The organism is Megasphaera micronuciformis F0359 (genome assembly GCF_000165735.1).
GTDB classification, from domain to species: domain Bacteria; phylum Bacillota; class Negativicutes; order Veillonellales; family Megasphaeraceae; genus Megasphaera; species Megasphaera micronuciformis.
The window spans coordinates 27,082-53,530 of record NZ_GL538177.1 but is presented as its reverse complement, the minus strand read 5'-3'; the positions used below and the strand labels follow the sequence as shown (position 1 = coordinate 53,530).

The 26,449-nt window shown below is 46.0% G+C and carries 26 protein-coding genes and 1 other RNA gene; 26 read left to right on the top strand and 1 reads right to left on the bottom strand.

Annotation, left to right across the window (positions count from 1 at the left end; genetic code table 11):
• The first annotated feature begins 2 nt into the window (after window positions 1-2).
• From HMPREF9429_RS00425 to HMPREF9429_RS00350, 16 genes are all read left to right on the top strand, one after another.
• The gene (locus tag HMPREF9429_RS00425) at window positions 3-1,334 is read left to right on the top strand and encodes a replication-associated recombination protein A (RefSeq protein WP_006940790.1); all 1,332 of its coding nucleotides are present in this window, start codon (window positions 3-5) and stop codon (window positions 1,332-1,334) included.
• Window positions 1,334-1,768: a GtrA family protein gene (locus tag HMPREF9429_RS00420; RefSeq protein ID WP_040773053.1), complete on the top strand. Its 435-nt coding sequence runs from the start codon at window positions 1,334-1,336 to the stop codon at window positions 1,766-1,768. Before HMPREF9429_RS00425 ends, HMPREF9429_RS00420 begins: the two co-directional genes overlap by 1 nt.
• A 125-nt stretch (window positions 1,769-1,893) precedes the next feature.
• Entirely contained in the window at window positions 1,894-2,949 is a 1,056-nt protein-coding gene (locus HMPREF9429_RS00415) for an OmpA family protein (protein WP_232216627.1), read from the top strand.
• Window positions 2,950-3,085: 136 nt separating this feature from the next.
• An RNA gene (ffs, locus tag HMPREF9429_RS08800) (signal recognition particle sRNA small type) lies at window positions 3,086-3,185 on the top strand.
• A gap of 77 nt (window positions 3,186-3,262) precedes the next feature.
• Window positions 3,263-5,146 carry a DNA polymerase III subunit gamma/tau gene (gene dnaX / locus HMPREF9429_RS00410; protein ID WP_006940783.1) on the top strand — a complete coding sequence of 628 codons (1,884 nt, stop codon included), beginning with the start codon at window positions 3,263-3,265 and terminating at the stop codon, window positions 5,144-5,146.
• 223 nt (window positions 5,147-5,369) lie between these two features.
• Window positions 5,370-5,690, top strand: coding sequence for a YbaB/EbfC family nucleoid-associated protein (locus HMPREF9429_RS00405; RefSeq protein ID WP_006940782.1), 321 nt, complete (start codon window positions 5,370-5,372; stop codon window positions 5,688-5,690).
• Window positions 5,690-6,280 carry a recombination mediator RecR gene (gene recR, locus HMPREF9429_RS00400; protein ID WP_006940780.1) on the top strand — a complete coding sequence of 197 codons (591 nt, stop codon included), beginning with the start codon at window positions 5,690-5,692 and terminating at the stop codon, window positions 6,278-6,280. Before HMPREF9429_RS00405 ends, recR begins: the two co-directional genes overlap by 1 nt.
• A gap of 10 nt (window positions 6,281-6,290) precedes the next feature.
• Window positions 6,291-6,536, top strand: coding sequence for a pro-sigmaK processing inhibitor BofA family protein (locus HMPREF9429_RS00395; RefSeq protein ID WP_006940778.1), 246 nt, complete (start codon window positions 6,291-6,293; stop codon window positions 6,534-6,536).
• Between the two features lie 12 nt (window positions 6,537-6,548).
• Window positions 6,549-7,655: an efflux RND transporter periplasmic adaptor subunit gene (locus HMPREF9429_RS00390; protein WP_006940775.1), complete on the top strand. Its 1,107-nt coding sequence runs from the start codon at window positions 6,549-6,551 to the stop codon at window positions 7,653-7,655.
• 16 nt (window positions 7,656-7,671) lie between these two features.
• Window positions 7,672-8,442 carry an IclR family transcriptional regulator gene (locus tag HMPREF9429_RS00385; protein WP_006940774.1) on the top strand — a complete coding sequence of 257 codons (771 nt, stop codon included), beginning with the start codon at window positions 7,672-7,674 and terminating at the stop codon, window positions 8,440-8,442.
• Between the two features lie 168 nt (window positions 8,443-8,610).
• Window positions 8,611-9,477, top strand: a complete 867-nt coding sequence (locus tag HMPREF9429_RS00380; RefSeq protein ID WP_006940773.1) for a DUF2156 domain-containing protein — start codon at window positions 8,611-8,613, stop codon at window positions 9,475-9,477.
• A 12-nt stretch (window positions 9,478-9,489) separates the two neighbouring features.
• Window positions 9,490-10,653 (top strand): GNAT family N-acetyltransferase, encoded by a 1,164-nt coding sequence (locus tag HMPREF9429_RS00375; RefSeq protein ID WP_006940772.1) that lies wholly within the window; start codon window positions 9,490-9,492, stop codon window positions 10,651-10,653.
• Window positions 10,654-10,693: 40 nt separating this feature from the next.
• Complete coding sequence (locus tag HMPREF9429_RS00370) at window positions 10,694-11,416, top strand: hypothetical protein (RefSeq protein ID WP_006940770.1); 723 nt, start codon at window positions 10,694-10,696, stop codon at window positions 11,414-11,416.
• 518 nt (window positions 11,417-11,934) lie between these two features.
• Window positions 11,935-12,630 carry a hypothetical protein gene (locus HMPREF9429_RS00360; RefSeq protein ID WP_040773046.1) on the top strand — a complete coding sequence of 232 codons (696 nt, stop codon included), beginning with the start codon at window positions 11,935-11,937 and terminating at the stop codon, window positions 12,628-12,630.
• A gap of 630 nt (window positions 12,631-13,260) precedes the next feature.
• Window positions 13,261-14,283 (top strand): YadA-like family protein, encoded by a 1,023-nt coding sequence (locus HMPREF9429_RS00355; RefSeq protein WP_006940766.1) that lies wholly within the window; start codon window positions 13,261-13,263, stop codon window positions 14,281-14,283.
• Window positions 14,284-14,593: 310 nt separating this feature from the next.
• A complete protein-coding gene (locus HMPREF9429_RS00350) occupies window positions 14,594-15,379 on the top strand; it encodes a short-chain-enoyl-CoA hydratase (protein ID WP_006940765.1) in 786 nt (261 codons plus the stop codon).
• 89 nt (window positions 15,380-15,468) lie between these two features.
• Here HMPREF9429_RS00350 and HMPREF9429_RS00345 read toward each other — a convergent pair whose 3' ends face one another.
• Window positions 15,469-15,672 carry a hypothetical protein gene (locus tag HMPREF9429_RS00345; RefSeq protein ID WP_006940763.1) on the bottom strand — a complete coding sequence of 68 codons (204 nt, stop codon included), beginning with the start codon at window positions 15,670-15,672 and terminating at the stop codon, window positions 15,469-15,471.
• 281 nt (window positions 15,673-15,953) lie between these two features.
• Between HMPREF9429_RS00345 and HMPREF9429_RS00340 the strand changes: the two genes are divergently transcribed.
• From HMPREF9429_RS00340 to HMPREF9429_RS00295, 10 genes are read left to right on the top strand one after another with little or no spacing between them, the layout of a single operon-like run.
• Window positions 15,954-16,208, top strand: coding sequence for a TM1266 family iron-only hydrogenase system putative regulator (locus HMPREF9429_RS00340; RefSeq protein WP_006940761.1), 255 nt, complete (start codon window positions 15,954-15,956; stop codon window positions 16,206-16,208).
• Window positions 16,209-16,218: 10 nt separating this feature from the next.
• Window positions 16,219-16,974 carry a nucleotide-binding protein gene (locus tag HMPREF9429_RS00335; protein ID WP_006940760.1) on the top strand — a complete coding sequence of 252 codons (756 nt, stop codon included), beginning with the start codon at window positions 16,219-16,221 and terminating at the stop codon, window positions 16,972-16,974.
• Window positions 16,971-18,269: a nitrogenase component 1 gene (locus HMPREF9429_RS00330; RefSeq protein ID WP_006940757.1), complete on the top strand. Its 1,299-nt coding sequence runs from the start codon at window positions 16,971-16,973 to the stop codon at window positions 18,267-18,269. Before HMPREF9429_RS00335 ends, HMPREF9429_RS00330 begins: the two co-directional genes overlap by 4 nt.
• Window positions 18,266-19,303 (top strand): nitrogenase component 1, encoded by a 1,038-nt coding sequence (locus HMPREF9429_RS00325; protein ID WP_006940755.1) that lies wholly within the window; start codon window positions 18,266-18,268, stop codon window positions 19,301-19,303. Before HMPREF9429_RS00330 ends, HMPREF9429_RS00325 begins: the two co-directional genes overlap by 4 nt.
• Window positions 19,300-21,612 carry a carbamoyltransferase HypF gene (gene hypF, locus HMPREF9429_RS00320; RefSeq protein WP_006940753.1) on the top strand — a complete coding sequence of 771 codons (2,313 nt, stop codon included), beginning with the start codon at window positions 19,300-19,302 and terminating at the stop codon, window positions 21,610-21,612. The genes HMPREF9429_RS00325 and hypF overlap by 4 nt, the downstream gene beginning before the upstream one ends.
• Window positions 21,603-21,809, top strand: a complete 207-nt coding sequence (locus HMPREF9429_RS00315; RefSeq protein WP_006940752.1) for a HypC/HybG/HupF family hydrogenase formation chaperone — start codon at window positions 21,603-21,605, stop codon at window positions 21,807-21,809. The genes hypF and HMPREF9429_RS00315 overlap by 10 nt, the downstream gene beginning before the upstream one ends.
• On the top strand, window positions 21,809-22,852 hold the full coding sequence (gene hypD, locus HMPREF9429_RS00310) for a hydrogenase formation protein HypD (protein WP_006940749.1): 1,044 nt from the start codon (window positions 21,809-21,811) through the stop codon (window positions 22,850-22,852). The genes HMPREF9429_RS00315 and hypD overlap by 1 nt, the downstream gene beginning before the upstream one ends.
• Entirely contained in the window at window positions 22,853-23,857 is a 1,005-nt protein-coding gene (gene hypE / locus HMPREF9429_RS00305; protein ID WP_006940748.1) for a hydrogenase expression/formation protein HypE, read from the top strand.
• A gap of 15 nt (window positions 23,858-23,872) precedes the next feature.
• Window positions 23,873-25,222, top strand: a complete 1,350-nt coding sequence (locus HMPREF9429_RS00300) for a nitrogenase component 1 (RefSeq protein ID WP_006940746.1) — start codon at window positions 23,873-23,875, stop codon at window positions 25,220-25,222.
• Entirely contained in the window at window positions 25,219-26,439 is a 1,221-nt protein-coding gene (locus HMPREF9429_RS00295; RefSeq protein WP_006940743.1) for a nitrogenase component 1, read from the top strand. Before HMPREF9429_RS00300 ends, HMPREF9429_RS00295 begins: the two co-directional genes overlap by 4 nt.
• Window positions 26,440-26,449: the final 10 nt, after the last annotated feature.

Below are 26,449 nucleotides of genomic sequence, written 5' to 3'. Positions count from 1 at the left end.
CCATGGAAGAAACGTCTCTTTTTAACACCGACACGGCCAATCAGCCCTTAGCGGCACGCATACGGCCGAAGACAATTGATGATATTATAGGCCAAGGCCATCTTTTGGGAGAGGGGCGTATTTTGCGCCGTTTCATTGAAAATGATACGGTACCGTCTATGATTTTTTGGGGGCCTCCGGGTGTCGGCAAAACGACGTTGGCTCGCGTAATTGCCGGACATACGAAGGCTGCTTTTGTAGATTTTTCGGCTGTGACGGGCGGCATTAAAGAAATTCGCCAAATTATGCAGAAGGCTGACGAAAATACACGCTACGGTGAAAAGACAATTCTTTTTGTAGATGAAATACACCGCTTCAATAAAGCACAACAAGATGCATTTTTACCCTTTGTGGAAAAAGGAAGCATTGTCCTCATCGGAGCTACGACAGAAAATCCGTCCTTTGAGATTAACGGGGCTTTATTATCCCGCTGTAAGGTTTTCGTTTTACATGCTTTAACGGCAGATGATATTAAAGAGTTATTAAAACGGGCGTTGGCAGAACCCGAAGGTTTCGGTACCCGAGAGATTCGTATAGACGATGATTTATTGGGGGCGATTGCTCTTTTTGCTAACGGAGACGGACGTAGTGCCTTGTCTACCTTGGAAATGGCTGTTTTAAACGGTGAAATTGAAGGCGATGCCTTGGTAGTTACGAAAGATTCTCTCGAACAGTGTATATCGAAAAAATCTCTTTTATATGATAAAAAGGGAGAAGAACATTACAATCTTATTTCGGCCCTACATAAATCAATGCGAAACTCCGATGCCGATGCATCCGTATACTGGTTGGCCCGAATGTTGGAGGCCGGCGAAGATCCTCTTTATGTGGCCAGACGTGTTGTTCGATTTGCAGCTGAAGATGTGGGACTGGCCGATCCGAGGGCTATGGAAATAGCCGTAGCAGCATATCAGGCATGCCATTTTATCGGCATGCCTGAATGTTCGGTTCATCTTACGGAAGCCGTTGTCTACTTATCGTTAGCACCCAAGTCGAATGCCATGGAGACGGCCTATTTATCGGCGCGTAAGGATGCGTTGGAACAAATTGCCGAACCGGTTCCGTTACAGATTAGAAATGCACCGACTAAGTTGATGAAGGACTTGGAATATGGCAAAGGATACGACTATGCACATAATCATCCTGAAGGATTGACAGCCATGGAATGTTTACCCGACTCGTTGCGGGGGCGCACGTATTATCGCCCGACGGAGCATGGATTGGAGGGACGTTTCAAGGCACGGTTTGAAGAAATAAAGGCATGGAAAAAAAGATACGGCAAAGGGAAGAAATAATGAGTAAGAAAGTTATTTTCGGAAAAGATTACAGCACAAACGAGTATGCAAAAATCTTTTTTTATTTATGCATAGGCGGATCGGCAGCTATAGCAGAATGGCTTATGTTTTACTTCTTTGACGGGTTTTATACATCCTTTTTCGATAATTCAGCTTTGAGAATTTCCGTTTCAACAGCTACCGCATTTTCGTTGGCTACTGTATATCACTATATCTTGGGGAACATCTTTGTTTTTGAAAGCGGTCGTCGTTATGAGCGAAAGAAAGAGCTGACCCTCGTTTTTGTTGTCAGTATTATCGGGCTATTGTGGAATTTACTTCTCATGTGGATATTTACATCGGGACTTTCCATAGAGCCCGTGCCGGCAAAGATTATAGCCAGTGCCGTCGTAACCGTGTGGAACTATCTGTCGCGAAAAAAATGGATATTTTAAAAGAAATCTCGCTCAACGTTTTGTTGGCGGGATTTTTTATAAGTGTCGGAAAAGCATCATATATGCAAAGAATGCAAAAATGGATCTATACATATCAAAACCGTATTCAAAAGGGTCAATTCCAGATGGACCTCGGTGCATGGAATGTAAAATCTTCCGTTGATATGAGCAATTTTGATGCAACGACGATGCCGGCTACCGGGGCAGGAACGGCATATACGGGTACGAAGACGAGTGATTCCAAATGGAATTTTACGGGCGGTTTGTCTTACGGTCTTAGCGACAAATGGGGTCTTGAATATGCGTACCATGACTTAAATACCAAAAAAGATGGTATTAAGGGTACGGACGGAGATGAACATGAAGTAAATCTGGTTTACTCTCTCAATAAAAACTTTGCCGTATATGGCGGTTGGAATCGCATTAAAAACTCTAAAGATTCTTTCAGTAGAACCAATAATATCGCTCAGCTCGGTCTGATTGCCAAAGCTCCTTTGGCTAAAAATTTCGACATTTACGGTAAGGCAGCCGTAGGTACAAAGCATACGACTATTTGGGAAGCGGGTCTCGGTTATACGATAGGCAAAGATTTCGACTTAACGGCAGGCTATCGTTATGTAAATACGCGTCTTGCCGAAAAAGGCCAGACAGCTCTCGGCTTCACGAATACGTCAAGCGTTACGAACCCGGCAGTAGCGACGAGTGATGCCAATATTGCCTATAAAGGACCCTTCGTAACCTTATCTTATCGTTTCGGCGGTCATAAGAAAGCAGCTCCCGCACCGGTTGTGGCAGAACAGCCGCGTCGTCAGGTTGTGCAGGAACAACCCGGCCACGTATATAATGACTACTATCTCGAAAGTGTTCACTTCGCCTTTGATGTAGATACGCCTATTGCCTACGATCAGGGCAAGCTCGATCATTTTGTAGCCGTAGCGAAAGAATATCCGCATGATATGTTCAAACTCGTAGGTAATACGGATGCTCGCGGTACGGATGCTTACAATGACGATCTCTCCAAACGTCGTGTTGTAAATGTAGCTAGATACGCTGTCGATCACGGTGTAAATCCGGAACAACTCGAACTTTCTTATGAAGGAAAGAACGATCCCGTTGCAACGAATGCCACCGATCAGGGCCGTGCAGACAATCGTCGTGTAGATATTTGGCATCACAGATAAATAAAGAATTTACCCGCAAGGGCCATAACAGGGAATCGGCATAATCGATTCCCTGTTTTTGTTACTGTGTCGCCTTGTCTTACGACTATGAATAAGGTATAATATTCTAGCATAAAAGTATTGGTGCGTGACAGCCTGTCGGGGCTTGTGCAATGGAGACCTATGAACCTCGTCAGGTCCGAGAGGAAGCAGCGATAAGTAGTCATCTTCGTGTGCCACGAGGTAACCCGGCAAGCTGTTACACACGAGTGCTTTTACGAGAAGGCGGTAAAGCAGCGGCGAAGCCGCTTTTTTTCATATAAGGGGAACGACTATGTCCTACATTGCATTGTATCGCAAATGGCGACCGAAGACATTTGAAGACGTTGTCGGTCAGGGTCGAATTATGAAGACTCTGCAACAGGCCGTGGAAAATGATAAAGTGGCTCACGCCTATCTTTTTTCCGGCCCGCGCGGAACCGGAAAAACCAGTACGGCTAAAATTTTTGCGAAAGCTCTTAATTGCGTACACGGACCGACATCGCATCCTTGTAATGAGTGTGATGTATGTAAACACATTACGAGTGGTGAATCTCTTGATGTGGTGGAAATCGATGCGGCATCGAACCGAAGTATTGAAGATATTCGCCAGTTGCGAGAGACTGTAAAGTTTATGCCTACGGAAGGGCATAAAAAGATATACATTATCGACGAAGTGCATATGCTTACGACAGAAGCGTTCAATGCCTTGCTGAAGACGTTGGAAGAACCGCCGGAACATGTGGTCTTTATCTTGGCGACGACAGAACCGGAACGAATACCTATGACCATTCTTTCTCGTTGTCAGAGATATGATTTTCGGCGTATTACGGCAGACGACATACAGAAACGGTTGGCCTATATTGCCGACAAGGAAGAAATAGATTTGAAGCCCGACGCAGCTCGGATGATTGCCGTTCGAGCCGACGGCGGTATGCGCGATGCCTTGAGCCTTCTTGACCAGTGTGTAGGTAACGGTGGGCGGTGTGTCGATGAAGAGATTGTACGGGACTTGTTGGGACTTGTCGGCAAAGATTGGTTATTCTCTATGACGGCGGCCCTTTTTAGCGGTCGTGGAGAAACTCTTATTGAAGGTATTGATGAAGTTGTACAGGCAGGGAAAGAAGTACAAAATGTATTAGCCGATATGGTCATGCATTTAAGGGCTCTTATGCTGTATCAAGCGGCTCCCAAGTCTGAGACCTTGGCGGCTTATGCGGACGTAGAAAAAGAATTGGCTGCGCAAGCCGAGTCCATAGAACCGGCACGGATATTTGCGGTCTTGAATATTTTGCAAGAATCTTTATTGCGGGTTAAGACCTCCCCTTTTCCTCGCATTGCCGTAGAAACGGGTTTGCTGATGGCTGCTCAAAACGAATCGGGGAGCGGTGACTTGGCGGTAAGGGTCACGGCTTTGGAAAAACGGGCGTATGCTGTTCCTCAGGATGTTATGGATCGCCTTGTGCGATTAGAGCAGGGCATTGGGACGAAATCCGAGATTTGTATACCTCGGACTTCGGTAAAAACACAGGTCCATAGACAAGAGCCTAAATTACAACTTACGGAAGCGGTGACGGTGCCCGAAGCGATAGGAGCCGTAAAACCGTCTGTGGGAGAGCCCAAACCGAAGGCTGAAGGGGAAAAATCGAAGGGTTCGGCAGTTGATATGTCATCGAAAGGACGGCAAGTGCCGGTTAACGATGCTGAATATAATCGAATCTGGAGTAGCGTTTGTGCTGTCTTGGACAGGGCTAAAAAGAAAGCTGTTTTGTCGTGTATACGAAACGGGCGAGTTGTTTATATCGGAGAGACGGAGTTTATCCTTGCCTTGCCGACAGAATTTATGGTTAAGCGAGCCAATCGAGAGGACTATTATACTTGTGTAGATGAAGCCTTGGCTCAAGTTCTCGGTAAGGGATACCATATGCGCAGTTACCTTGAAGGGGACAGCGAATTGTCGGCATATGAAAAAAAAAAGACTGATTCGGATATAAAGTCGGATCTCACCCCTACAAAAGACATGGAGAAGGAACCGGTGCTGATTGAACAAGTTGAAGGCTCACACGAACCGGTGGCTATTGAACGGCAAGATATACCGCAGGGAGAACGAGAAGCCTTGGCGGCCGTGCTTGATTCGGTAGGAGATTGTCGTATTTTCGTAGAATATAAAGATACATAACAGAGCACTCGCTCACACCGGCGAGTGCTCTTACGTTATCCGGGTGTCGTTTTCATAAAGAAAGTAAGTGGAAGAGGCCGCATATATTCTTTGTTTTTATGACAGAAGCGGTGAAAATATAGTATAATATAAAGGATTGTAAAGTTTTAAAAGGAATCGTTCCTAATTGGAATGACCGAAATAGGGTGTAAAATATATTCGCTTACTATAAGGAGGAACTATTATGTTCGGTGGCGGCAATATGCAAGGTATGATGAAAAAAGTGCAGAAAATGCAAAAAGATATGAAGAAGATGCAAGACGAATTAAAGGTACGTACTGTTGAAGCGACTGTCGGCGGCGGTACGTTAACTATTGTCATGAATGGCGAAAAAACGGTGGAAAGTGTTACTATCGATCCGTCCGTGATTGATCCGGAAGATAAGGAAATGTTGGAAGATTTGATTGTAGCGGCTGTTAATGAAGCCGGCAAGAAGGTTGATGACATGATGGCTCAGGAAATGAGCAAAATCACGGGTGGTATGAATTTGCCGGGTATGTTCTAATGGATACGCCTTTGGAACATTTGGCGGAACAATTTCGACGCTTGCCCGGTATCGGCATTAAAACGGCTCGTAAATTAGCGTATTACATGATACAGCAACCGGATGAGAAAACGGAAGCCTTTATCGATGCGGTTCGGAAAGCGAAAGAACAGATGCATTTTTGCTCCGTATGTTTTAATTTATCATCTACCGATCCGTGTACTTATTGTACGGATGCACACAGAGATCATTCGGTCATTATGGTAGTGGAAACACCTCAAGACGTGGCGGCTATTGAACGGTCAAAGGATTATCACGGGTTATATCACGTGTTGCACGGTGCCCTATCTCCTCTCGACGGAATCGGACCGGAAGATTTGCATATCAAGGAATTATTGCAGCGTTTGGGCGACACCCGGGTTCAAGAAGTCATTATTGCTACAGATCCTGATGTAGAAGGTGAAGCGACGGCCTTGTATTTGGCACGATTGTTGAAAACGGCAGGGGTTAAGGTGACAAGAATTGCCAGAGGACTTCCCATGGGTGGCGATATTGAATTTGCCGACGAAGCGACTTTAGCCGGGGCCGTAGCCAATCGCCGGGAAATGTGAGGAACTTCGTGTGGAATACCTATATATCGGTGCAGGTATTGTTCTGCTGCTTATTATAAATCGTTTTATTTTAGCACCTATTCGTAGATTGGCTATTAATACAATGATGGGGCTTTTTTTGCTTCACCTGGTCAATACGTACGGATCTCTGGCGGGCTTGCACCACGTTAATGTTACGCCCCTTACGGGACTTATTGTAGGTTTTTTCGGCGTACCCGGAGTGGTGGCGGTAACGTTATTTTATTTGGTTATTTAAGGATGCGATAGGATGAATGTGAAGCATGCATTCGGATTGTTGGGAGCTTTTCTGCTTTCCGTAAGTTTGTTAACCGGTTGCGGCAACACTATTTCCGCTAAGACGGAAAAGGTGACTAAGTCGCCACATCCGGTGGCTTTGACTTTAGATGCGAATATTACGGCCTTACATTCGGCGGAAATTATGCCGAAAGTATCGGGAAAATTGGTGTCGGCCCCCCCGGTTGTCGGTCAAGATATTAAAGCCGGAGAAGTAATAGCTCAAGTCGACCCGACGCCGTATCAACAAAGTTTAAGCAGTGCTGAAGCGGAGCTTATGTCGGCATCGGCATCATCGGCACCGGTATACGAAGCTCCGGCCGTCGATACGGGAGAGCGGGCAAAGCTTGATGTATGGTATCAGATGGGTGCCATTTCACGTGTTGAATATAATCAAATGCAGTCGCGGGCAAATGGTGGCGGTACGTATAGGGCGACACCGGCTGTGGATACGGAGAAATTAGCCCAGTTGCAACAGACGATTCAAACAGCGAGAGAAATGCTGAGTAATGCCACTATTTATTCACCCATCGACGGTCGGGTTACCGCTGTTGCGGAAAATTCGTCTGTAGCCGTTGCGGGAAATGTGTTGGCGACAGTTCAGCAGTTGACGCCACTGGTGGCCACTTTCGCCGTACCGCAGGACTATATCGATGCGGTTCAAGCTGCACGGACGGCCGGGACCTTGAAAGTACAGGTCTTGACGCCGGGAGGTGAAACAGAAGCGGGGGAACTTACCTTCTTGTCGACGGAAGTTGACGGAGCTACCAATGCCTATTTGGCAAAAATTACGTTTAACAATAATAAAAATCTCTTCGTTCCCGGAGAGTTTTACCATATTCGCCTTTCTACACCTCAGGAAATCAATCAGATTACGGTGCCTAAAGAGGCGGTTAAAACCAAAGACAGCGGAGATTTCGTATATGTTGTAAACAGTGACGGAGTCGTTGATGCCAGAGCCGTTTTAACGGGAGATGAAGAAGGCGGACGAGTGATCGTTCTCAGCGGCCTTAAAGAGGGGGATACGATTGTATCCGACCCGCCGGATTCTTTGGAAATAGGAATGAAAGTATCATCATAAGAGCCAGTCGGAAGGAATGTATATGAAGGATACAGGACATTACGAAGCGAATCGGGAAAACAGCCTTTTAAAATCGTTGGAAAAAAGTCTGGATGTATTGGATTTGTTTGTAGAGTGTAATACGGGCATGACTTTGAAAGAGATTGCCGGTATGACGAAGCTCAATACCTCTACGGCCTTTCGCATTGTCAACACGTTGGAGCGTCGACAGTATTTAACTCGAAATGAAGATTCGAAGCAGTATCGTTTAGGACCCAAGGCCTTAGCCCTCGGCTATTCCTCACACTGGACGGAAAATATCGTGACTTTAGCCAAACCGTATCTGCGTAGATTGCAGCAAGAGTTTAATGAAACGGCCAGTATTTATGTTGCTGAAGGGGACAGTCGTATCTGTTTGGATCACGTGGAAAGTACCCATTCGTTGCGCCGTGTCATCCCTTTGGGAGAGTCGTTGCCTGTATATAAGGGGGCGGCAGGCAAGGTGTTGGTTGCATGGGCTAATAAGGACGAACAAAAACGCATCAGTGAAAAGCACGGCGGTTTGTCGGAAAGCGAACTGTCCATGATTCGGCATAACGGATATGCAGTTACACAAGATGAGAGTGAACACGGTCTGTTTGCCTTAGCCGTTCCCGTTTTTAACTTTGAAGAACAAGTGGTCGCTTCGTTGACGGTAGCCGGTCCGTCTATGAGATTTTATGATTCTATTCGCCAAAAAATGCTTTTTACTATGAGTCAGTATGCATCTGAAATATCCTATGCCTTAGGTTGTCGTAAGAAAAAATAGAAACGTATTATGTGAAGTTGATGTACAGTGAATATCAGATAATTGCTGAGATTGTTATAATGAAACGATACAAACGGTTTTAGCCTGTCGATTATATGTCAGGCACTTTAGCAAGGAGAGATTATTATCATTCAGTTTAGAGAATTTACTATTAACGATAAGCCCGTATTGGATTCATATTTTCATGAAAAACGGTACGAACAGGCCGATGCTACCTTTATGACATTGTTGGCTTGGCAATACCCGTACGACATCCAGTGGGCTGAAGAAGATCAGGTCTTGTATATTCGTTCGGGACGCGGCAATCAGCAATTCTGGTTGCCCCCTTTTTCGCGCAAAGATGGTGGACTCGTTGCCGGTTTGGAACGAATGAAAGAATGGTTTACGGCACATAATCACCCTTTTTTGATGAAGGGGGTTACACAACCGGTAGTCGACAAGTTGAATATGCTGTGTCCTGACTGCTACACGATTGTGCCTGACCGTGATAACTATGAATACGTTTATTTGACACAAGATTTGATTAACTTGTCGGGTAAAAAATTCCGGCAGAAAAAGAACAACTTGAATCATTTCCGTAACCAGTATATGGGATATGAATATCTTCCCATTACGGAAGATATTTTTGAAGAATGCCTGGATGCGGACAAACGGTGGATGGAAAATCGTATCGATCGCGATACGGAAGATGAGGATGAAATGAAAGGCGAACGCCAAGCTATTAAAACCATCTTTGATAACTGGGATGCCTTAGGTGCAAAGGGTGGAGCCATTCGCATTTTTAATAAAATAGCCGCCTTTTCTATAGGAGAAATGCTCAACGATGATACGGCTATTATTCATTTTGAAAAAAGCGATCCTAATATCCGAGGTCTTTATCAGGCAATTAATCATGAATTCGTTGTACATGCATGGAGTCATACGACGTATATTAATAGAGAAGAGGATATGGGTATTCCGGGGCTGCGTCAGTCAAAGGAATCATACAATCCCGACCATTATGTAGAAAAATTCAGTGTTACGTTGGCTAAATAGAAAGAGGCGCATATGGAATTTCGCTTGGCCGGTCCGCAGGACCGAAATGTGGTGGAAGACTTGTGGGCATATTGTTTCGAACCGAAGGAACACCCGTTCTTTCGTTGGTATTTTGCTAATATGTATGAGCCCGAAAACGTACTTTTGGGGATTCAGGACGATGCTGTCGTATGTTTGACGCATTTGAATCAATATGAATTGAATATTCGAGGTATTCGTTTTCCTGTTTCCTATATTGTCGGCTTGGCTACTCATCCGGCTGCTCGCCGCAGCGGTTTGGGAGGAAAGCTGTTAACCGCATCCTTGAAGGAAATGCGGCGGCGCGGTCAGGTTGTGCATATCCTTATGCCGTCTAAGGCCGGTTTTTATCAACAATACGGTTATGAGCTGTATTGTCATCAATGGCGTGAAACGATGCCCCTTGACTCCTTGAGACCCTTAACGGATCGAACGGTTCGTTTTGCCTTTGTCGATTCAGCCGATCGATGGCCTTACTTGGATAAGGTTTATCGGGCATATACATCGGGACTTTCCGGCTATGCCTATCGCGATGAAGCTTCGTGGCGTCGTCATATAGAAGCACAGTTGGCGGAAGGAAATATTTGTGTTGTTTTTGACGGGGAGGACCCTGTTGCTTATGCTTTTTACCAACTGGGAGAGTCGACAATTCAATGCGGAGAATTCGTATATTCCGATTATAAGGGCAAAAGAGGACTCCTCGAGTACTTCTATAATCATCGCTCGCAAGGCGAACAATTGCAGTGGAATGAAGGAATGAAAGACCAGTCATATCGGTTCTATCCGGACGGTAAAAAGGGCCATGAAACAATACCCTTCATGACGGGCCGTATTGTCGATGTCAAAGGTGCTTTGGAAAAGTTATCATACGATAAAAAAATTCAAGGACATGCGGTATTTTCTGTAGAAGATCCTTTGGCCGACTGGAATACGGGGACCTTTTCCTTAACTGTGAAAGACGGTCAGGCCGTCGTAGAATCGGTAAAAGAAGTGGCAACGATACGGATGACTATCGGCGCGTTAGCTCTTCTGGTTTTCGGTACACTTGATGCGAAGTCTTTGGCCGTTTATAATAAATTAACGGCGAGAGAGGAAGACATGGATTTCTTGGACCGCCTTTTCCCCAGAACGGAAACATATATTAATGAATGGTATTAAGGTTGTCGGCTATAGCCGGCAATATTAGAGGAGATTAAGTATGAAATCGGTAACGAAATTTATGATTATAGCGGTAGTAGTAGCGTCTTGTAACGGGGGCGTTTGCACATACGATGAAACTCAGGCGGCAGATACGACGGCGACGCAAGTCCGAATGACGGCGACCGTGTCGGGAACTGAAGATACATTACCTTTATCTGTTAAAGATTCGGAAAAAATTACAAGTAACGATGCTGATTATATGGATATGGTGCTTACAGGTACCAATAGTGATACGACGCTCAGCTCCCTTTTTGCGAATATGACAAAGCAACCCGGTAGTAAACTCATTCCCCTTAGCGGTCGAGTTGCCAAGGCTCCGTCTACGGTTCAACAGGGGTATCCTCTTTCTTATGTACGGGCAATTGACGAAAACTCTGCTGTAAAACAGGAATTGCCGTCCGGCAAGGTTTTTATAGCTACCTCGGAAGCCCTTTTGATTCGTAAAAAAGAAGCTCTTAAAGTATTTGAAACAAAGCCGGTTGCCTACATTTATAACCCGAAAGACGGGGCTGTAGGACGTATGAGTTCGGAAAAAACCGTCTTGGCGAGAGACTACTCTTCACCGGATGAAATAGAAAAAATACCCTTGACCGCTGTAGCCGCCGATTCACGTGAACACATGCTGGTTGTTTATCTTAACGATAAGGCAAAAGTTGTTCCCGTAAAGGCGAAAAAACACTATTTTGTACGCGACTATGCGGAACAAATAAAGCCTCTCTAAAGGAAGTTCATTTATGATACACGTAACTGACGGCGCTATGCGCTATATAAATAAAAAAGGAAAAAATATTCTTATTCGCTTCGACTATCAATCAAATACGGGGAACTGTTGAGTTGGTGATGCCTTAGGGGGTAGATATATTCCCGTACTGCAATTGGTTGACCGCTCATTAAAACCCGATTGCCCGCATGAAGACTTTGGCGGTATTACCGTCTGGTACCCGCCGACTCTTCGTCCCGTAGCTGGTAAAGATGTCGTGACGATCTGTGTTAAATCCCTTTTTTGGATTAAACGACTGGAATTGGAGGATGCTTTGGTTCTGAACTCCAAGCCGGGCGGACTCAATCCTAGCATACATGACATGGGTGCGTAAAATAACCCGATGGGACAAAGTAGAATCCTTTGCCCCATCGGGTTTTTTGTTTGCCGGATTTTCCCGGTCAGACTTTATTTAGCTGTCTGAACTTGCTATAATTACTTGAGAATAATTAATGAATAGCGAGTGGAGGGTGATTGTTATGAAACTACGTAAGGTAACGTCGGTCGGCTTAATTGCAGGTCTTTGTTTTTCGGCTATTACGGGATTGGCTGCGGGAACTCAATTTGCCGACCCGAGTGCGGTTATCAGTATCGGTGGGGCTACCGGAACGGAAGCGGCCGGACGGGTTCGTGTAGATGCGACGGCAGGGGCCAGTATTATGATTACGCCTGATCAAAATTACGGGCCTCTTTCTTATCCTGAAAGAGACGGTAGACGAGTACCCGATAATTTGAAACCCGATTCACCTGCGACGGCTCGTGTTGTCATTCGTGGTGAACGGACAGACTTCGGCTTGAATACGAACACGTCTAAAAACGGTACGGCTGTAGGGGCGGGAGCTAAAGCTAAGGGTAACTATGCAGCGGCATTCGGCAATAAGGCGGCTGTTAAGGCGGAAGACGGATTATCTTTGGGGCATGGAGCTTCCGTTACGGCGGATAACAGTGTGGCACTCGGAGCAGGTAGTATTGCCGATACGGTTAATACCGTATCCGTCGGCAGTGACAAGGGAGTTCGTAAGATAACCCATGTTGCCGACGGGACCGTGGCTTTCGGCTCGAATGATGTCGTAACGGGCAACCAATTGTATGCGTTGACACAGCAAGTTACGGAATTGCGTAAAGAAAATGAAGCATTAAGACAAGCTCTTGAAGCTTTAAAAAACGGAAAGTAAACTTCATATAAGAGAAATACCCTCTTTATCGGATAAGCGATTGGGAGGGTATTTTTTCCATAAAAGCGTTTATCAAATTTTTTGAACTATTTGAATTTTTTTAGTCAAAATGAGTCCAATGACTTGTCTATAATTCCTTTTCCGACTACGTATAATAAAGGTACATAGTATATCTTCGTCATTTAGAAAAAATAGATTATGCAACAAGTAAAAAGTAATGCAAGAGATTATTTTATGCATAACGTTCGTTCAATGAGAGGCTTAATGCGCTCATAAATTGTCAAAAGCTCATCTATTTTATATTGTATGGTGACGGGTATAATATAAGTACAGGTAAAGAAACAGCCTCCTTAAAAAGGGGGCTGTTTTATTTTATAGCCGCAAAAGATGTATTTTATGTGTATAAAATATATTCAAATGAAAACAAATTAGATAACTGTTATTATTGTTATAAATAAAACAAATTAAAAAGATACCGATTAAGAGCCGATAAAGAGGAGATATTAACGATTTCATTCTTAGTAAGAATGAAATATTTTTCTAAAAATAGATATTGACAATGAATATCATAGTATTAAAATAAAAACATAACGTATATACTTATCAAATAGTAGAGGGGACTGGGTAGTAATGAGAAATAAGAGTATGCGTATTTGTGCGACCCTTACGGCTTGTGCCGTAATTGGAGGGGTAGTTTGTGCGGCGGCGCCGCAAATAGATTCGGCAGCCAGTGTTTTGATCGGTCAGGCGACGCCGGGTCAGGCGACAGCCGGCAGAACTCGTGTTGATGCGACGACAGGAGCCAGTGTTCTTTTGACACCCGATTCGAATTATGCACCTGATTCATATCCTGTACATGGCGGACGTCATGTACCCGATAACTTAGGTAACGGTGCACCCGATACGGCACGTGTTGTCATTCGCGGCGAACGGACGAACTTTGGTTTAAATACGAATACGGGTAGAAACGGTACAGCCTTCGGGGCTAATGCGGTAGCTAAGAAAGATTATGCGGCAGCTATCGGTAACGGTGCCAATGTTAATGCCGTAGAAGGGCTGGCTATGGGGCATAATGCTTCCGTCACCGGTAACGGGAGTATTGCTATCGGCGGCGGCAGTACGGCGGCAGAAACCAATGTTGTGTCTGTCGGCAACGATACGACACAACGACGGATTGTTAACGTAGCGGATGGACGTATTGCTGCAGGATCTCATGATGCTGTAACAGGTAATCAGCTGTATCAATACGGGGCAAATATGACCGGTGGCTTGAGTAAAGAAATTAAAAATGTCGGTGCCGCCTCGGCAGCTCTGGCAGGACTACATCCTTTAGATTACACGGGAAGTGAATCGAAATTCCAGATTGCGGCAGCCTTAGGTTCCTATGACGGGAAAAAAGCCGTAGCTATGGGCGGATTTTACAATGCGTCCCGTGACTTGATGCTTTCCTTCGGAGCGGCATCGAATTTCGGTGACAGCCACAAATTGTCGGCCAATATAGGAGCTACCTTCCGAGTCGGAAAAGAAGGGGAACCTTCCGTTCGGCAGGATTCCGATTTGGCGGAAAGAATGGATGCTATGGAACGGGAAATGCGTCAACTTCGTGAAGAAAATAAAGAACTACAGGCTAAAGTAGCACAGTTACAAAAATAGTTATTAAAGAGGAGCTTTCTGATGAAGGCTCCTCTTTTACGGAATAAATGTGATTTAAATCACTAATGAAGGCTGAAAGAGTTTATATAAAAAGTAAAAATAAAATAAAAGAAGTATATTATTACAATAGGTATTACGAAAAAACATAGATAAAAAGCTATCGAACGATAAAAGGAATAGAAAAAGAAGATAAAATACTTATTGTTACAAATGGAACGTGGTATACTATGAATATAAAGAATTTATCTTGTGAATAGCCCATTACAAGCGAGATAAATCCGGTTTTGCACATTTAAAGGAGGTTATTACAATGGCTTATAACAACATTAAATTTGAAAACCAGGACGGAATCGGTGTTTTGACGATTGATCGCCCGAAGGCACTGAATGCGTTGAATTCCGAAACGCTGTTGGAATTAAATGATTTGGTAGGCAAACTTGAAACGGATAAAGACGTTAAAGTAGTAGTTATTACCGGCGGTGGAGATAAATCCTTTGTTGCCGGCGCGGATATTAAGGAAATGTCCACGAAAAACGCTGTAGACGGCCGTAACTTCGGTAAAATCGGGCAGGATGTCTTTACCCGCATTGAAAACCTTCCTCAGCCGGTTATTGCAGCTGTTAATGGCTTTGCTCTCGGCGGCGGTTGTGAATTGGCTTGTGCTTGCGACTTCAGATATGCTTCTGAAAATGCACTCTTCGGCCAACCTGAAGTCGGTCTTGGCATTACGCCCGGTTTTGGCGGTACGCAACGTCTGCCCCGTGTCGTAGGTCGCGGTTACGGTAAAGAATTGATTTTCACAGCTGCTAATATTAAAGCCGATGAAGCGTATCGTATCGGCCTTGTTAATAAAGTCGTTCCCCAGGAAGAATTGATGCCGACGGTTATGAAAGTGGCTAAGAAGATTGCGGCTAATGCTCCTATTGCCGTACAACTTTCCAAAGCAGCTATTAATCGCGGAATGCAGTGCGATATCGTTACGGGTATTGCTTATGAAGACGAAGTATTCGGCCTGTGCTTCTCCACAGAAGACCAGACGGAAGGTATGGCTGCCTTCATGGAAAAGAGAAAAGAAAAGAATTTCCAGGGCAAATAATTCGTTCATATTAAGAAATTACTATAATATGAACTGTAAATAAAAAGTATCCCGTCGATTATTTTCGACGGGATACTTTTTTCCCGGTGTTATTGCGGGACTATTATGTGCCAAAGGGCGACGGTAATGAACAATAAAACAAATAGCAGACTGATGATTCTCTGCTTGGTTAAGACCAGCTTAGCCGGTTGTGTTTGACGCGGTTTAGGCGGTACTTCCACTTGTTGTGTGCCGCAAATGGGACACATGCGAACGCCGTCTCTTAATTCGACACCGCAGGTTTTACAAATCATTTTATCATCTCCGTAAAGGCTTTTTATATGTTTTATTAATCATAGCATGTCGAGAAGGATAAAAAAAGCAAGGATTATGTAGTAATTGTCAGTGATTCCGGCAAATGATATACTGTAGGCAATAGGTGAGTCGAAAGGAACGGCCTGACGGCAAACCGCATGGACAACTATATCCGTATGGCCTCGTTTACAATGATAAGCTCATGTAAATAAGGTTCGTCTTCTATGTGATGACTCTATCCCTGCGATTTGCGCAGGGATTTTTTGTATAAGGAGTAGCTATGGATGAAACTAGAGTAGCTCTTATCGGTATTATTGTCAGCGACGACGGGGCGGCGGAAAAGATCAATGCCGTTTTTCACGATTACAGAGAATATATTATCGGGCGTATGGGATTACCTTATAAAGAACGAGGGATATCTATTATCAGTATTACTATGGATGCCCCCCAGTCCGTAATCAGTGCCGTTGCCGGTAAGTTGGGTATGATAAAGCACGTAAGTTCAAAAACCATTTACGCAAGGTTACCGGAATAGGGGTAGGTTTATGTTAAAGATTGCAATTTACGGTAAGGGCGGCATTGGTAAATCGACGGTGACATCCAATTTGGCGGCGGCTTTTGCCTGTTTAGGCAAAAAGGTTATTCAAATCGGCTGTGACCCGAAGGCCGATTCGACACTGAATCTTTTGGGCGGCCATTTGTTGCAGCCTGTTATGAACTATATGAGCGAGAAGGGCGAAGAGCCGGAATCGATTGAAGACATTTCCGAAATCGGTTTCGGCGGGGTCTTGTGCATTGAAACAGGTGGACCTACGCCCGGGCTGGGGTGTGCCGGCCGCGGCATTGTAGCTACTTTTGCCCTTTTAGAAGATTTAGGTCTCTTTGATATATATAAGCCCGACGTCGTCTTGTACGACGTTTTGGGTGATGTCGTTTGCGGCGGATTTGCGGCACCCATTCGTGAGGGTTATGCCAAAGACGTTATTATCGTTACATCGGGTGAAAAGATGTCACTCTATGCTGCCGATAATATTTACAGGGCTGTGCAGAATTTTGAGGATCGCAGTTATGCTCGTATGAGAGGCATTATTTTTAATCGTCGGAACATTCCCGGTGAAGAGGATAAGGTTAAGGCTTTTGCAAGCGAACGGAGTTTGTCGATTATCGGTGATATTCCGCGCAATGATGACATTTCTCGCTTTGAAGAAGAAGGTTGTACCGTTATTGAAGGGGATAGAACCCTGCCTATCAGCCGTAACTTCTTATCCATAGCCGAAGCCTTGATAGGAGAAAAAGTATGATGCAGAAAGCGGCTTTTTACAAAACCGTAGCTGAGTTAGCGGCGGCAGGACCGGAACGTATTCCTGCCGAACTTATTTCGACTGAGCATGTAATCTACAATTCGCCTGCCTCCTTGGTCTTTAATTCGCCGGGGGCGGAAGGATTCGGAGTAAAAAGAGCGGGGCTGGCCATTCCCGGCTCGATTATGCTTCTCGTGGGACCTGGATGTTGCGGTCGGAATACGACGATTTTAAGTGAAATGAGCGGCTATAGTGACCGTTTTTTCTTCTATACAATGGACGAAACGGATATTATTACGAGTCGTCATTTGCAGAAAATTCCTCAGGCCATTAGAGAAATTTGCGAGAGCTCGGAAAAAGCACCGTCAGTCGTCATGGTCTGTATGACCTGCGTTGATGCTCTCTTAGGAACGGATATGGAGCGCGTCTGTCGAAAGGCGGCAAATGAAGCAGGGATTCCTGTCGTTCCTTGCTATATGTATGCCTTAACTAGAGAAGGTCGAAAACCGCCGATGGTAGCCGTACGGCAAGCTGTTTATTCGCTCTTGAAGTCACGAAAACGTCGCGGTGATGCTGTAAATCTTCTCGGGTATTTTTCACCATTACAGGATGACTGCGAGCTATATGACCTGTTAAAGCAAGCCGGAGTAAAGCATATTCGGGAGATTTCTCGTTGCGACGATTTTGATGAATATCTTGCCATGAGTGAGGCCAATTTTAATCTCGTCCTTCACCCTGAATCACGGTTGGCGGCACAGGATATGGAAGAACGTTTACAAATACCGAGTATAGAATTGACCCGCATGTATGATACGGAGAAAATACATAAGCAGTACGGCATTTTTTCTAAGGTTATAGGGGTATCTCTTGATGACAGACCGTATAAGGATGAGGCGGAAGCAACTGCTGAAGAATTTCTTAAAAAATACGGGCCGGTACGAGTAGCCATAGGAGAAATGATGAACGGAGATGCCTTTGATATGGCCGCCGCTTTGAGTAAGTACGGATTGGACGTACGGGAGATTTACGGAACTGTAACAGCGGAATCTTTTGTGCGTCTGCGCCAACTTGCAGAGACAAACGGAAGTATTAAGGTGTACTCCAACCTGTCTCCGACGATGCTGCACTATAAAGACGATGAGAGTATTGACCTGGCAATCGGAAAGGATGCAGCATATTATCACCCGAAGGCGGCACATGTTTTTTGGAATCAGGAGATTCAACCTTTCGGACATAGAGGGGTGACAACCCTGTTTCATGAAATGACAAGAGCCATGGAGGGGCATAGGATATGAAGGGTTTGTGGAAATACATATCCCCCTTTGCACCCGATCAATCCGGTGCCGGGGCAGTCTTATACGGGCTGGGCGGCATCATAGTTGTCTGTGATGCCGGCGGTTGTGCCGGAAATATTTGCGGGTTTGATGAACCGCGTTGGTTTTCACAAAGGAGTGCCGTGTTCAGTGCCGGTTTGCGTGATATGGACGCTATTTTGGGGCGGGACGACCGCTTGGTGGATAAATTGGCATCTGTGGCCGAGGATATAGATGCGGATTTTGCCGCTATTATAGGGACTCCTGTACCGGCCGTTATTGCCACGGATTATAGAGGCCTACGCAGATTGGCGGAAAAGCGTATTCAAAAACCGATTATAACCGTAGAAACGACGGGAACGGAATACTATGATAAAGGAGAAGCCTTAGCCTATAAAGAGCTTTTAAAAACTTTTGCAAAAGAAACGGGGAAAAGGCAAGACAACAGTGTCGGTATTTTCGGAGCGACTCCCTTGGACTGCGTATTTCCTCAAGATAGAGAACGCATTAAAGAGCAACTTTTGCATAAAGGCTGGGATGAGGTTCATATTTACGGAGAAGAAGGCTTGGAGCCGTTGCAAAGAGCTTGTGAAAACACGTTAAATCTGGTTTTATCACCGTCTGGGCTCGAGGCGGCGGTTTATGCTTGTAAAAAGTTCGGTACCCCGTATGAATGTATATACCCTTTGCAGGGCCATGAGACTAAGGTGCTTGACGATTGGAAGGGTAAACGTGTTCTAGTCGTACATCAACAGGTGGCGGCCAGACAATTAGCAGACGAGTTGGCTGAAAGAGGGGCGGACGTAATGACGGCGACCTGGTTTTCGGCACCGCGTGAACTGATGAAGGAAAAGGATGTGCATTTGGCGGAAGAAGACGATTTTTTACGTCTAATAGAAGAAAATTCCTTCCAGGTCATCTTTGCCGATATCTTTTTAAAGCGGGCAACCGGAAAGTTTAAAGGCCTCTTTGTTGATTTTCCGCACTTTGCCGTATCGGGGAGGACTTCGTTGTGAAGGCTTTGAGAATTCGTATTTTCGGCATTGTACAGGGCGTGGGATTCAGACCTTTTGTCAGTCGTTTGGCAAAACGTTGCGGTATTGTAGGAACCGTGAGTAATCGCGGCTCCTATGTGGAAGTTATCATGGCCGTGCCGGCAAAAGAAGAGTACTTTTTCTTACATGCTTTGCGAGATGAAGCTCCGCCGCGTTCTCAAATTATGGGTATGGAAACGGATTATATAGACAAGGCCGATTTGTTAAGCGGCTTTTCCATTATTGAGAGCACCCCTGATAAGGGACATATTTTTGTATCGCCCGATATCGGCATTTGTGATGAATGTAAAAGGGAGCTCTTTGATCCGTCGGACCGTCGCTATTTACATCCTTTCATTAACTGTACGGCTTGCGGGCCGCGACTGACCGTCATGAAGGCTATGCCCTATGATAGGGAACGAACGTGTATGAATAACTTTCCCATGTGTCCGTCTTGTGAAAAAGAGTATACGGATCCCAATTCACGTCGCTATGATGCCCAACCCGTATGCTGCAACGAATGCGGCCCGCAAGTATATGTGGTCGGCACGGAAATTTACGGACATCAGGCGATTAGGGCGGCACGGGAAGCAATCCGTCAAGGGAAGATTATTGCGGTCAAAGGTATCGGAGGATTTCATCTTTGTTGCGACGGCACGAACGAAGCGGTTGTCAGTCGACTAAGACGCCTGAAACCGCGTCCGGTTAAGCCTTTTGCCGTTATGGCTGCTGATCTTGAGACGGCGAAGCGAGAGTGTGTAGTCACTCGTGCCGCCGAAGAATTACTGACGAGCTATGAAAGACCGATTGTTCTCATGAAACGACGGATTGGCGGTAAGGCTGCTGCATCTGTGGCACCCGACAATCCGTATATGGGAGTTATGCTTCCGTATGCCCCCTTACAGCTTCTCCTGTTTTCTTATAATGACGGTTTACATATGCCCGATTTATTGGTTATGACCAGTGCCAATCGAAGCGGTATGCCTATTTGTCGGACTGATGAAGAAGTCCGTACGGACTTACCGGGCTTATGCGACCTCATCTTATCTCATGACAGGGATATTTTATTACGTGTAGACGATTCGGTTGTTACAGTCAGTGCAGATGAGCCGTATATGATTCGTCGTTCGCGCGGCTATGCCCCTTTACCGATTCATGTGAACGGCGATTTTCACGGCACCGTGCTTTCGGCCGGGGGAGAATTAAAGAATACGGTTTGCTTGGCGAAGGATAATCTTTTTTATCTTTCACCGCATATCGGGGATGTAGGTTGTGTGCGGACGGAAACGGCACAACATGAATGTGCCGTACGGTTGCGGGACTTATTGGAGATTACTCCGCAATGCGGTGCTACGGATATACATCCGGCCTATGAGTCGTCGCAGTTGGTTAAACAGGCCCAAATCCCCGTCATTTCCGTACAACATCATTATGCACATATTCTCTCGTGTATGGCGGAAAACGGCTGCTCTGATGAAGTTATCGGCATAGCTTTGGATGGGACCGGGTACGGTACGGACGGAACGATTTGGGGCGGCGAATTATTACAAGTCTCGTATGACGGATTTACACGCGTAGGCTCTGTCAGTCCCTTTCTTCATGCCGGCGGTGATGCAGCTGTGCGAGACGGATGGCGATCAGCCTTATCGTTTTTGTATGCACTGTACGGGAAAGATGCCGTTCGTCATCTGGCGAGCGACCTCTCGTTGTGTACTCCGCAAGAGGCTGCAGTGCAATTGTTTATGCTGACTCAAGGTGTCAATACCTGTATTTCCACATCAGTCGGTCGTTTCTTTGACGGTATGAGCGCCTTATTGGGAGTGTGTCGGGCTTCAACCTTTGAAGGCGAAGGTGCTATGAAGCTCCAATTTGCGGCGGAAGCCTATGAACAAGGTAAGGCGGGTGAAGAGGCGCCCTTGAATCTTTTTGTTGAAAAAAGAGACGGACGGCTTATATTGGATCTGTTGGACTTGGTAAAACAAGTGACAGAACTATTTGATAAGGGAGCAAGTGTTAATTATTGTGCTTACTTATTTCATAAGGGAACGGCAGGTCTTTTGTGCAAGGGAGCTGAAGCTGTTCGCAAACAAACAGGACTTTCAAAAGTATGTCTGAGTGGCGGTGTTTTTCAAAACACCCTGCTTTTACGATTAAGTCGCGCCTATTTGGAAACGGCAGGATTTACAGTATATACGCACCGTCTCGTACCGACGAATGACGGCGGAATTGCTTTGGGACAGGCCTTGGCAGCTATGATTAAGTTACAAAAAGGAGAAAGAACATGTGTGTAGGATTGGCGGCGAAAGTCGTGAAGGTGAAGGGGAATATAGCACTGGTCGACGCGGCGGGAGCCCGGCGACAAGTATCGGCGGAACTCATTGAAAATCTTGATCCGGGCGATTATGTTATGGTTCACGCCGGGACGGCTATTGCTAAAATCAGCTCCGATGACATTGAAGAAACAACGGAATTGCTGGAGGATTTATAATGGCGGATTTGGAAGGAGCCAAACGGCTCGTTATGTCATATAAGGGGCCGAAGATTCGTATTATGGAAGTATGCGGAACGCATACGCACGAAATCTTCAGGCTGGGTATACGGAAATTACTCTCCCCTCATATGGAGCTGGTCTCCGGCCCCGGTTGTCCCGTATGCGTAACCCCCGTAGCTTTTATTGACGAGGCCTTGTGGTTGGCCCGAGAAAGAGGGGTTACGGTCTGTACCTTCGGGGATTTATTGCGAGTTCCCGGGTCAAGCGAGACGTTGAGCGATGCCAGGGCTCGGGGTGCCGATGTACGAGTCGTTTATTCACCTTATGATGCCTATGAGTATGCGGCGGCGAACAAGGATAAGGAAGTAGTCTTTTTGGCTGTCGGCTTTGAAACGACGACACCCGGGGCTTGTATTGCCGTAGCAGCGGCGGCATCGGAGGGGCTGACGAATTTTTCTCTATTGACGGCTAATAAAACGATGCCTCAAGCATATGAAGCTATGCGCGGAAGTTGTGACGCCTTTTTGTACCCCGGACACGTCCATGCCGTCAGCGGGACCGCCGTTTGTGAAGACTTGGCTCGGCGCGGTACGTCGGGGGTAGTTGCCGGTTTTACGGCTGCCGAGTTGATTACGGCCTTGGCTTTTATAGTCAAGAAAACGCAAGAAGGCAGACCTTACTTTGTTAATTGCTATCCCCGCATTGTGCGACCGGAAGGGAGCCCTAACGGACGTGCCGTTGTAGATAGGTTTATGGAACCTTGTGATTCGCAATGGAGAGGCCTCGGTATTATTGCACAATCGGGCATGAAATTAAAAAAGTCTTTTATCGACTTTGACAGTCGTATAAAATATTCGATGCCTCATATTGCAGGCAAGGAAAACCCGGCTTGCCGTTGCGGCGACGTGTTGCAAGGCAAGTGTATGCCTACCGAGTGTCCCGTATTCGGTAAAGGGTGTACACCTGAACATCCCGTAGGAGCGTGTATGGTGTCGGGAGAAGGTACATGTTCTGCCTTTTACAGGTACGGAGGTATATAAATGAGCGAAACAATTACAATGGCCCACGGTTCGGGCGGTGCGAAGACGTCCGAGTTGATTGAGCGTATTTTTAAAAAATATTTGGGGAATCCTCTGTTTACTGCCGATGATGCGGCCGTATTACCGTCTAGTACGAATAGATTGGCTGTCTCGACGGACGGATTTATCGTGTCACCGCCGGACTTTCCCGGCGGAAATATCGGTAAGTTGAGCATTTGCGGTACTGTTAACGACTTGGCTTGCCTGGGTGCCGTGCCGAAGTACCTTACGTGCGCCTTTGTTATTGAAGAAGGATTACCCTTTGATGACTTGGAACGATATGTGGCAGCCATGGCGATAACGGCAGCTGAGGCAGGCGTTCATATTGTAGCCGGTGATACTAAGGTTGCCGGAAGGGGCCAGGTAGATAAACTCTTCATAACGACGACGGGGATCGGTGAGATTCGTGACGGTCTTTGTCTGTCCGGGGCAGCGGCACAACCGGGCGATAAAATCATTGTAAGCGGCGATATAGGTCGTCACGGATGTGCTATTTTATTGGCCCGAGATACATTCGGTATAGAAGCTGATATAACCAGTGATTGTGCTCCCCTGAATCGGACTGTCGCCGCCGTTTTGGCGCAAACAGAAAACATACATGTCATACGCGACGCTACGCGCGGAGGTGTCGGCACCGTGTTATATGAGATTGCGGCACAAAGCGGTACGGGCATGCATCTGACGGCACAGGACATACCTGTCCGACCGGCCGTTAAGGGGGTTTGCGGCATGCTGGGCTTGGAACCCTTATATCTTGCCTGTGAAGGCCGGTTGGTCTTTGTCGTACCGGCGGAAGCGGCAGAACAGGCAGTAGCCGTGTTACATACTCAGCCGTATTCTGTTGATGCCGCCATTATCGGGGAAGTTACGGATGGGCGTAGCGGTACGGTAACCGTGACGACGGAAATAGGAACGGAAACGATATTACCGCCGCCGAGCGGAGAGTTATTGCCCCGTATTTGTTAAAGGAGCGTCGGTTTTATGATTTACGAAAATGAAATAAGACCGAGGGTACCGACTATAAGAGTGGCACCTGACGGGGCGGAGATCGATATAGGCGAAGCTTCGTATCCGAAGCCTTTTCATATAGGGCTTCAATATGCATCGCCAGCTCGCGGACATTGGACAATTGCCCATTCTCCTTTTTTGATTCCCCAATGCCATCAGGTTTATGTTTGTTGTGCTTGTTGTTTGCACGGAGTGGTGTTGTCGGCTCATGAGATAGAAGGCGGAGCCGAACGGTTTTCAACGGTTACGGTGACGAACGAGAATATTATAAAAGGCAATTTGGAAGAAATGATGATAGACGGGATTGCGCATATTGTCGAACATCTTCCCGAACGACCCAGGTGTGTTGAAGGATTTACAAGTTGCATTCAACATTTTTTGCATATTGATATACATTTAGTATACGCACAGTTGCGAAAAAGGTTTCCGGACATCGATTTTATAGACGGTTATATGATTCCTACGCTACAAAGGCGCTATTCACCCGATGTGTTGGGTCGACGCCAGCTGATGCGAGCCGTTACGGCTTTACCCGTACGGAAAAAGGTCAACTTTATAGTTAACTATTATCCTGTAGACAAGGAATCGGAATTGGTGCGAATGCTTGTTGATGCCGGGTGGGAAATCGGGGATTTTGCAGACTGTAAAACCTATGCCGACTATAAGGATTTGGGGGCGGCGCAGGCGGAGATTTTTTTCTTGGAAAATTCTCGTCCGGCAGCGGAAGATACGGCTCGAAGATTGGAAAGAGACGCTGTATATCTGCCCTATTCTTATGATATTTTTGAGATACGCTCACTTTTAGAAACGGCAGCGAAGCGTTTCGGGGCGACTTTGCCCGATTGCGATATGTATGAAAAGAAAATTGCAAATAAGGCAAGGCAGCTTAAGGACGCTTTAAAAGGAATGGGGGTAGCCGTTGACTGCTCGGCCACGCCGCGGCCCTTGTCGTTGGCACGGTTTTTGCTGACTCATGATATAGATGTCTTTGCCGTTTATTTGGATGCGGTCGATAGGGCCGACGAGGCCGATTTTTATTTTCTTAAAGAACATTATCCCCGCCTGTCATTACGTTCGACTATGCATTATAAACGTCGCCTTTTACCGAGAGACGAGGTACAACGTCACGGTCCCGTCTTGGCTGTCGGGCAAAAAGCAGCCTATTTTACGGGGACCAAACATTTTGTAAATCTTATTGAGAACAGCGGCTTGTACGGATATACGGGGCTTTTGAAGCTCATGGATATGATGATACTCGGTGCAGGGACGGAGCAGGACGTACAGTCCCTTATTCAAATCAAGGCTTGGGGGTGTCGGGCGTGAAACAGGCACAACAAATATTGTCTACTTATGCGGTTGATATGTTCGGCATCGCGTCAGCTTTATATGAACTGGGCGGTCTTGTAGTTATGCATGACGCATCGGGATGTAATTCTACGTACAGTACACATGATGAACCGCGTTGGTATGACACGCCGTCTATGGTATATATTTCGGGACTTTGTGAGATCGACACGATTCAGGGCAATGATATGCGTCTTATTGACGAAGTGGCGGCCGCTGCCGAAGAAACTTGTCCGGTCTTTATTGCCGTCGGCGGTAGCCCCATGCCGAATGCTATAGGTACGGATTTTCGGGCTATTGAACGGATCTTGAGGCAACGTACAGGCCTTCCCGTTTTATCCTTCAGGACAGACGGTATTCACAGTTATTTGCCCGGAGCCGGCGAAGCTTACTTACGGCTGGCAAAAGAATTTGTAAAGTCGCCGCGAGTAAAGCCGCAAAAACCGGCAGTAAAAGTCAATATACTCGGCTTGACACCGCTGGATTTTTCCGTTGTCGGTAATGCGACGGAACTGAAAAAGCTGATTGAAGAAGCGGGACTTCAGGTGCATTCATCCTGGTCTATGGGTGATTCTCTCGAAAATATGTCCCTTGCCGCCGAAGGGGATGTTAATGCCGTCGTGTCTTCTACGGGTTTTTATGCAGCCCAGTACCTGAAGGAAAAGTATGATATTCCTTATGTAGTGGGAATTCCCGCAGGACGTGCTGCCGTAGAGCCGTGGTTAAAGGCTTTGGAGAGCGGTGACTCGACATATTTAACGGGACTTACGGGAGAAGAGTCATTACGTAAGGTACAGTTCGCCATGGCTGATCTCAACGCATGGAAAAATGAGAGCCGACAAAGCGAAGAGCCTTGTGATATACTGCTTATCGGCGAGCCTGTGAGAATTTTATCTTTGCGTCGTTATTTAGAAGTTGAAAAAGGCATAGAAAATATTCGTCTTATTTGTCCCTTGGCGGATGCACCGAATTTACTTTTGAAAGATATGGATATTATCAGTGTAGAAGATGAATTGCGGCAGGTTTGTAAGACTGCAAAGAAAATTATAGCCGACCCTATTTACGCACATCTGTTACCGAAAGAGGCGAAACGGTTCGTATCTTTTCCTCATGAAGCCTATTCCGGCCGTCGGTACAGGGATGAAATGCCGCTTTTTATTGGCGGATTTATTGAAGAATGGGCGAAGAATTTATAATTCGGGAGTA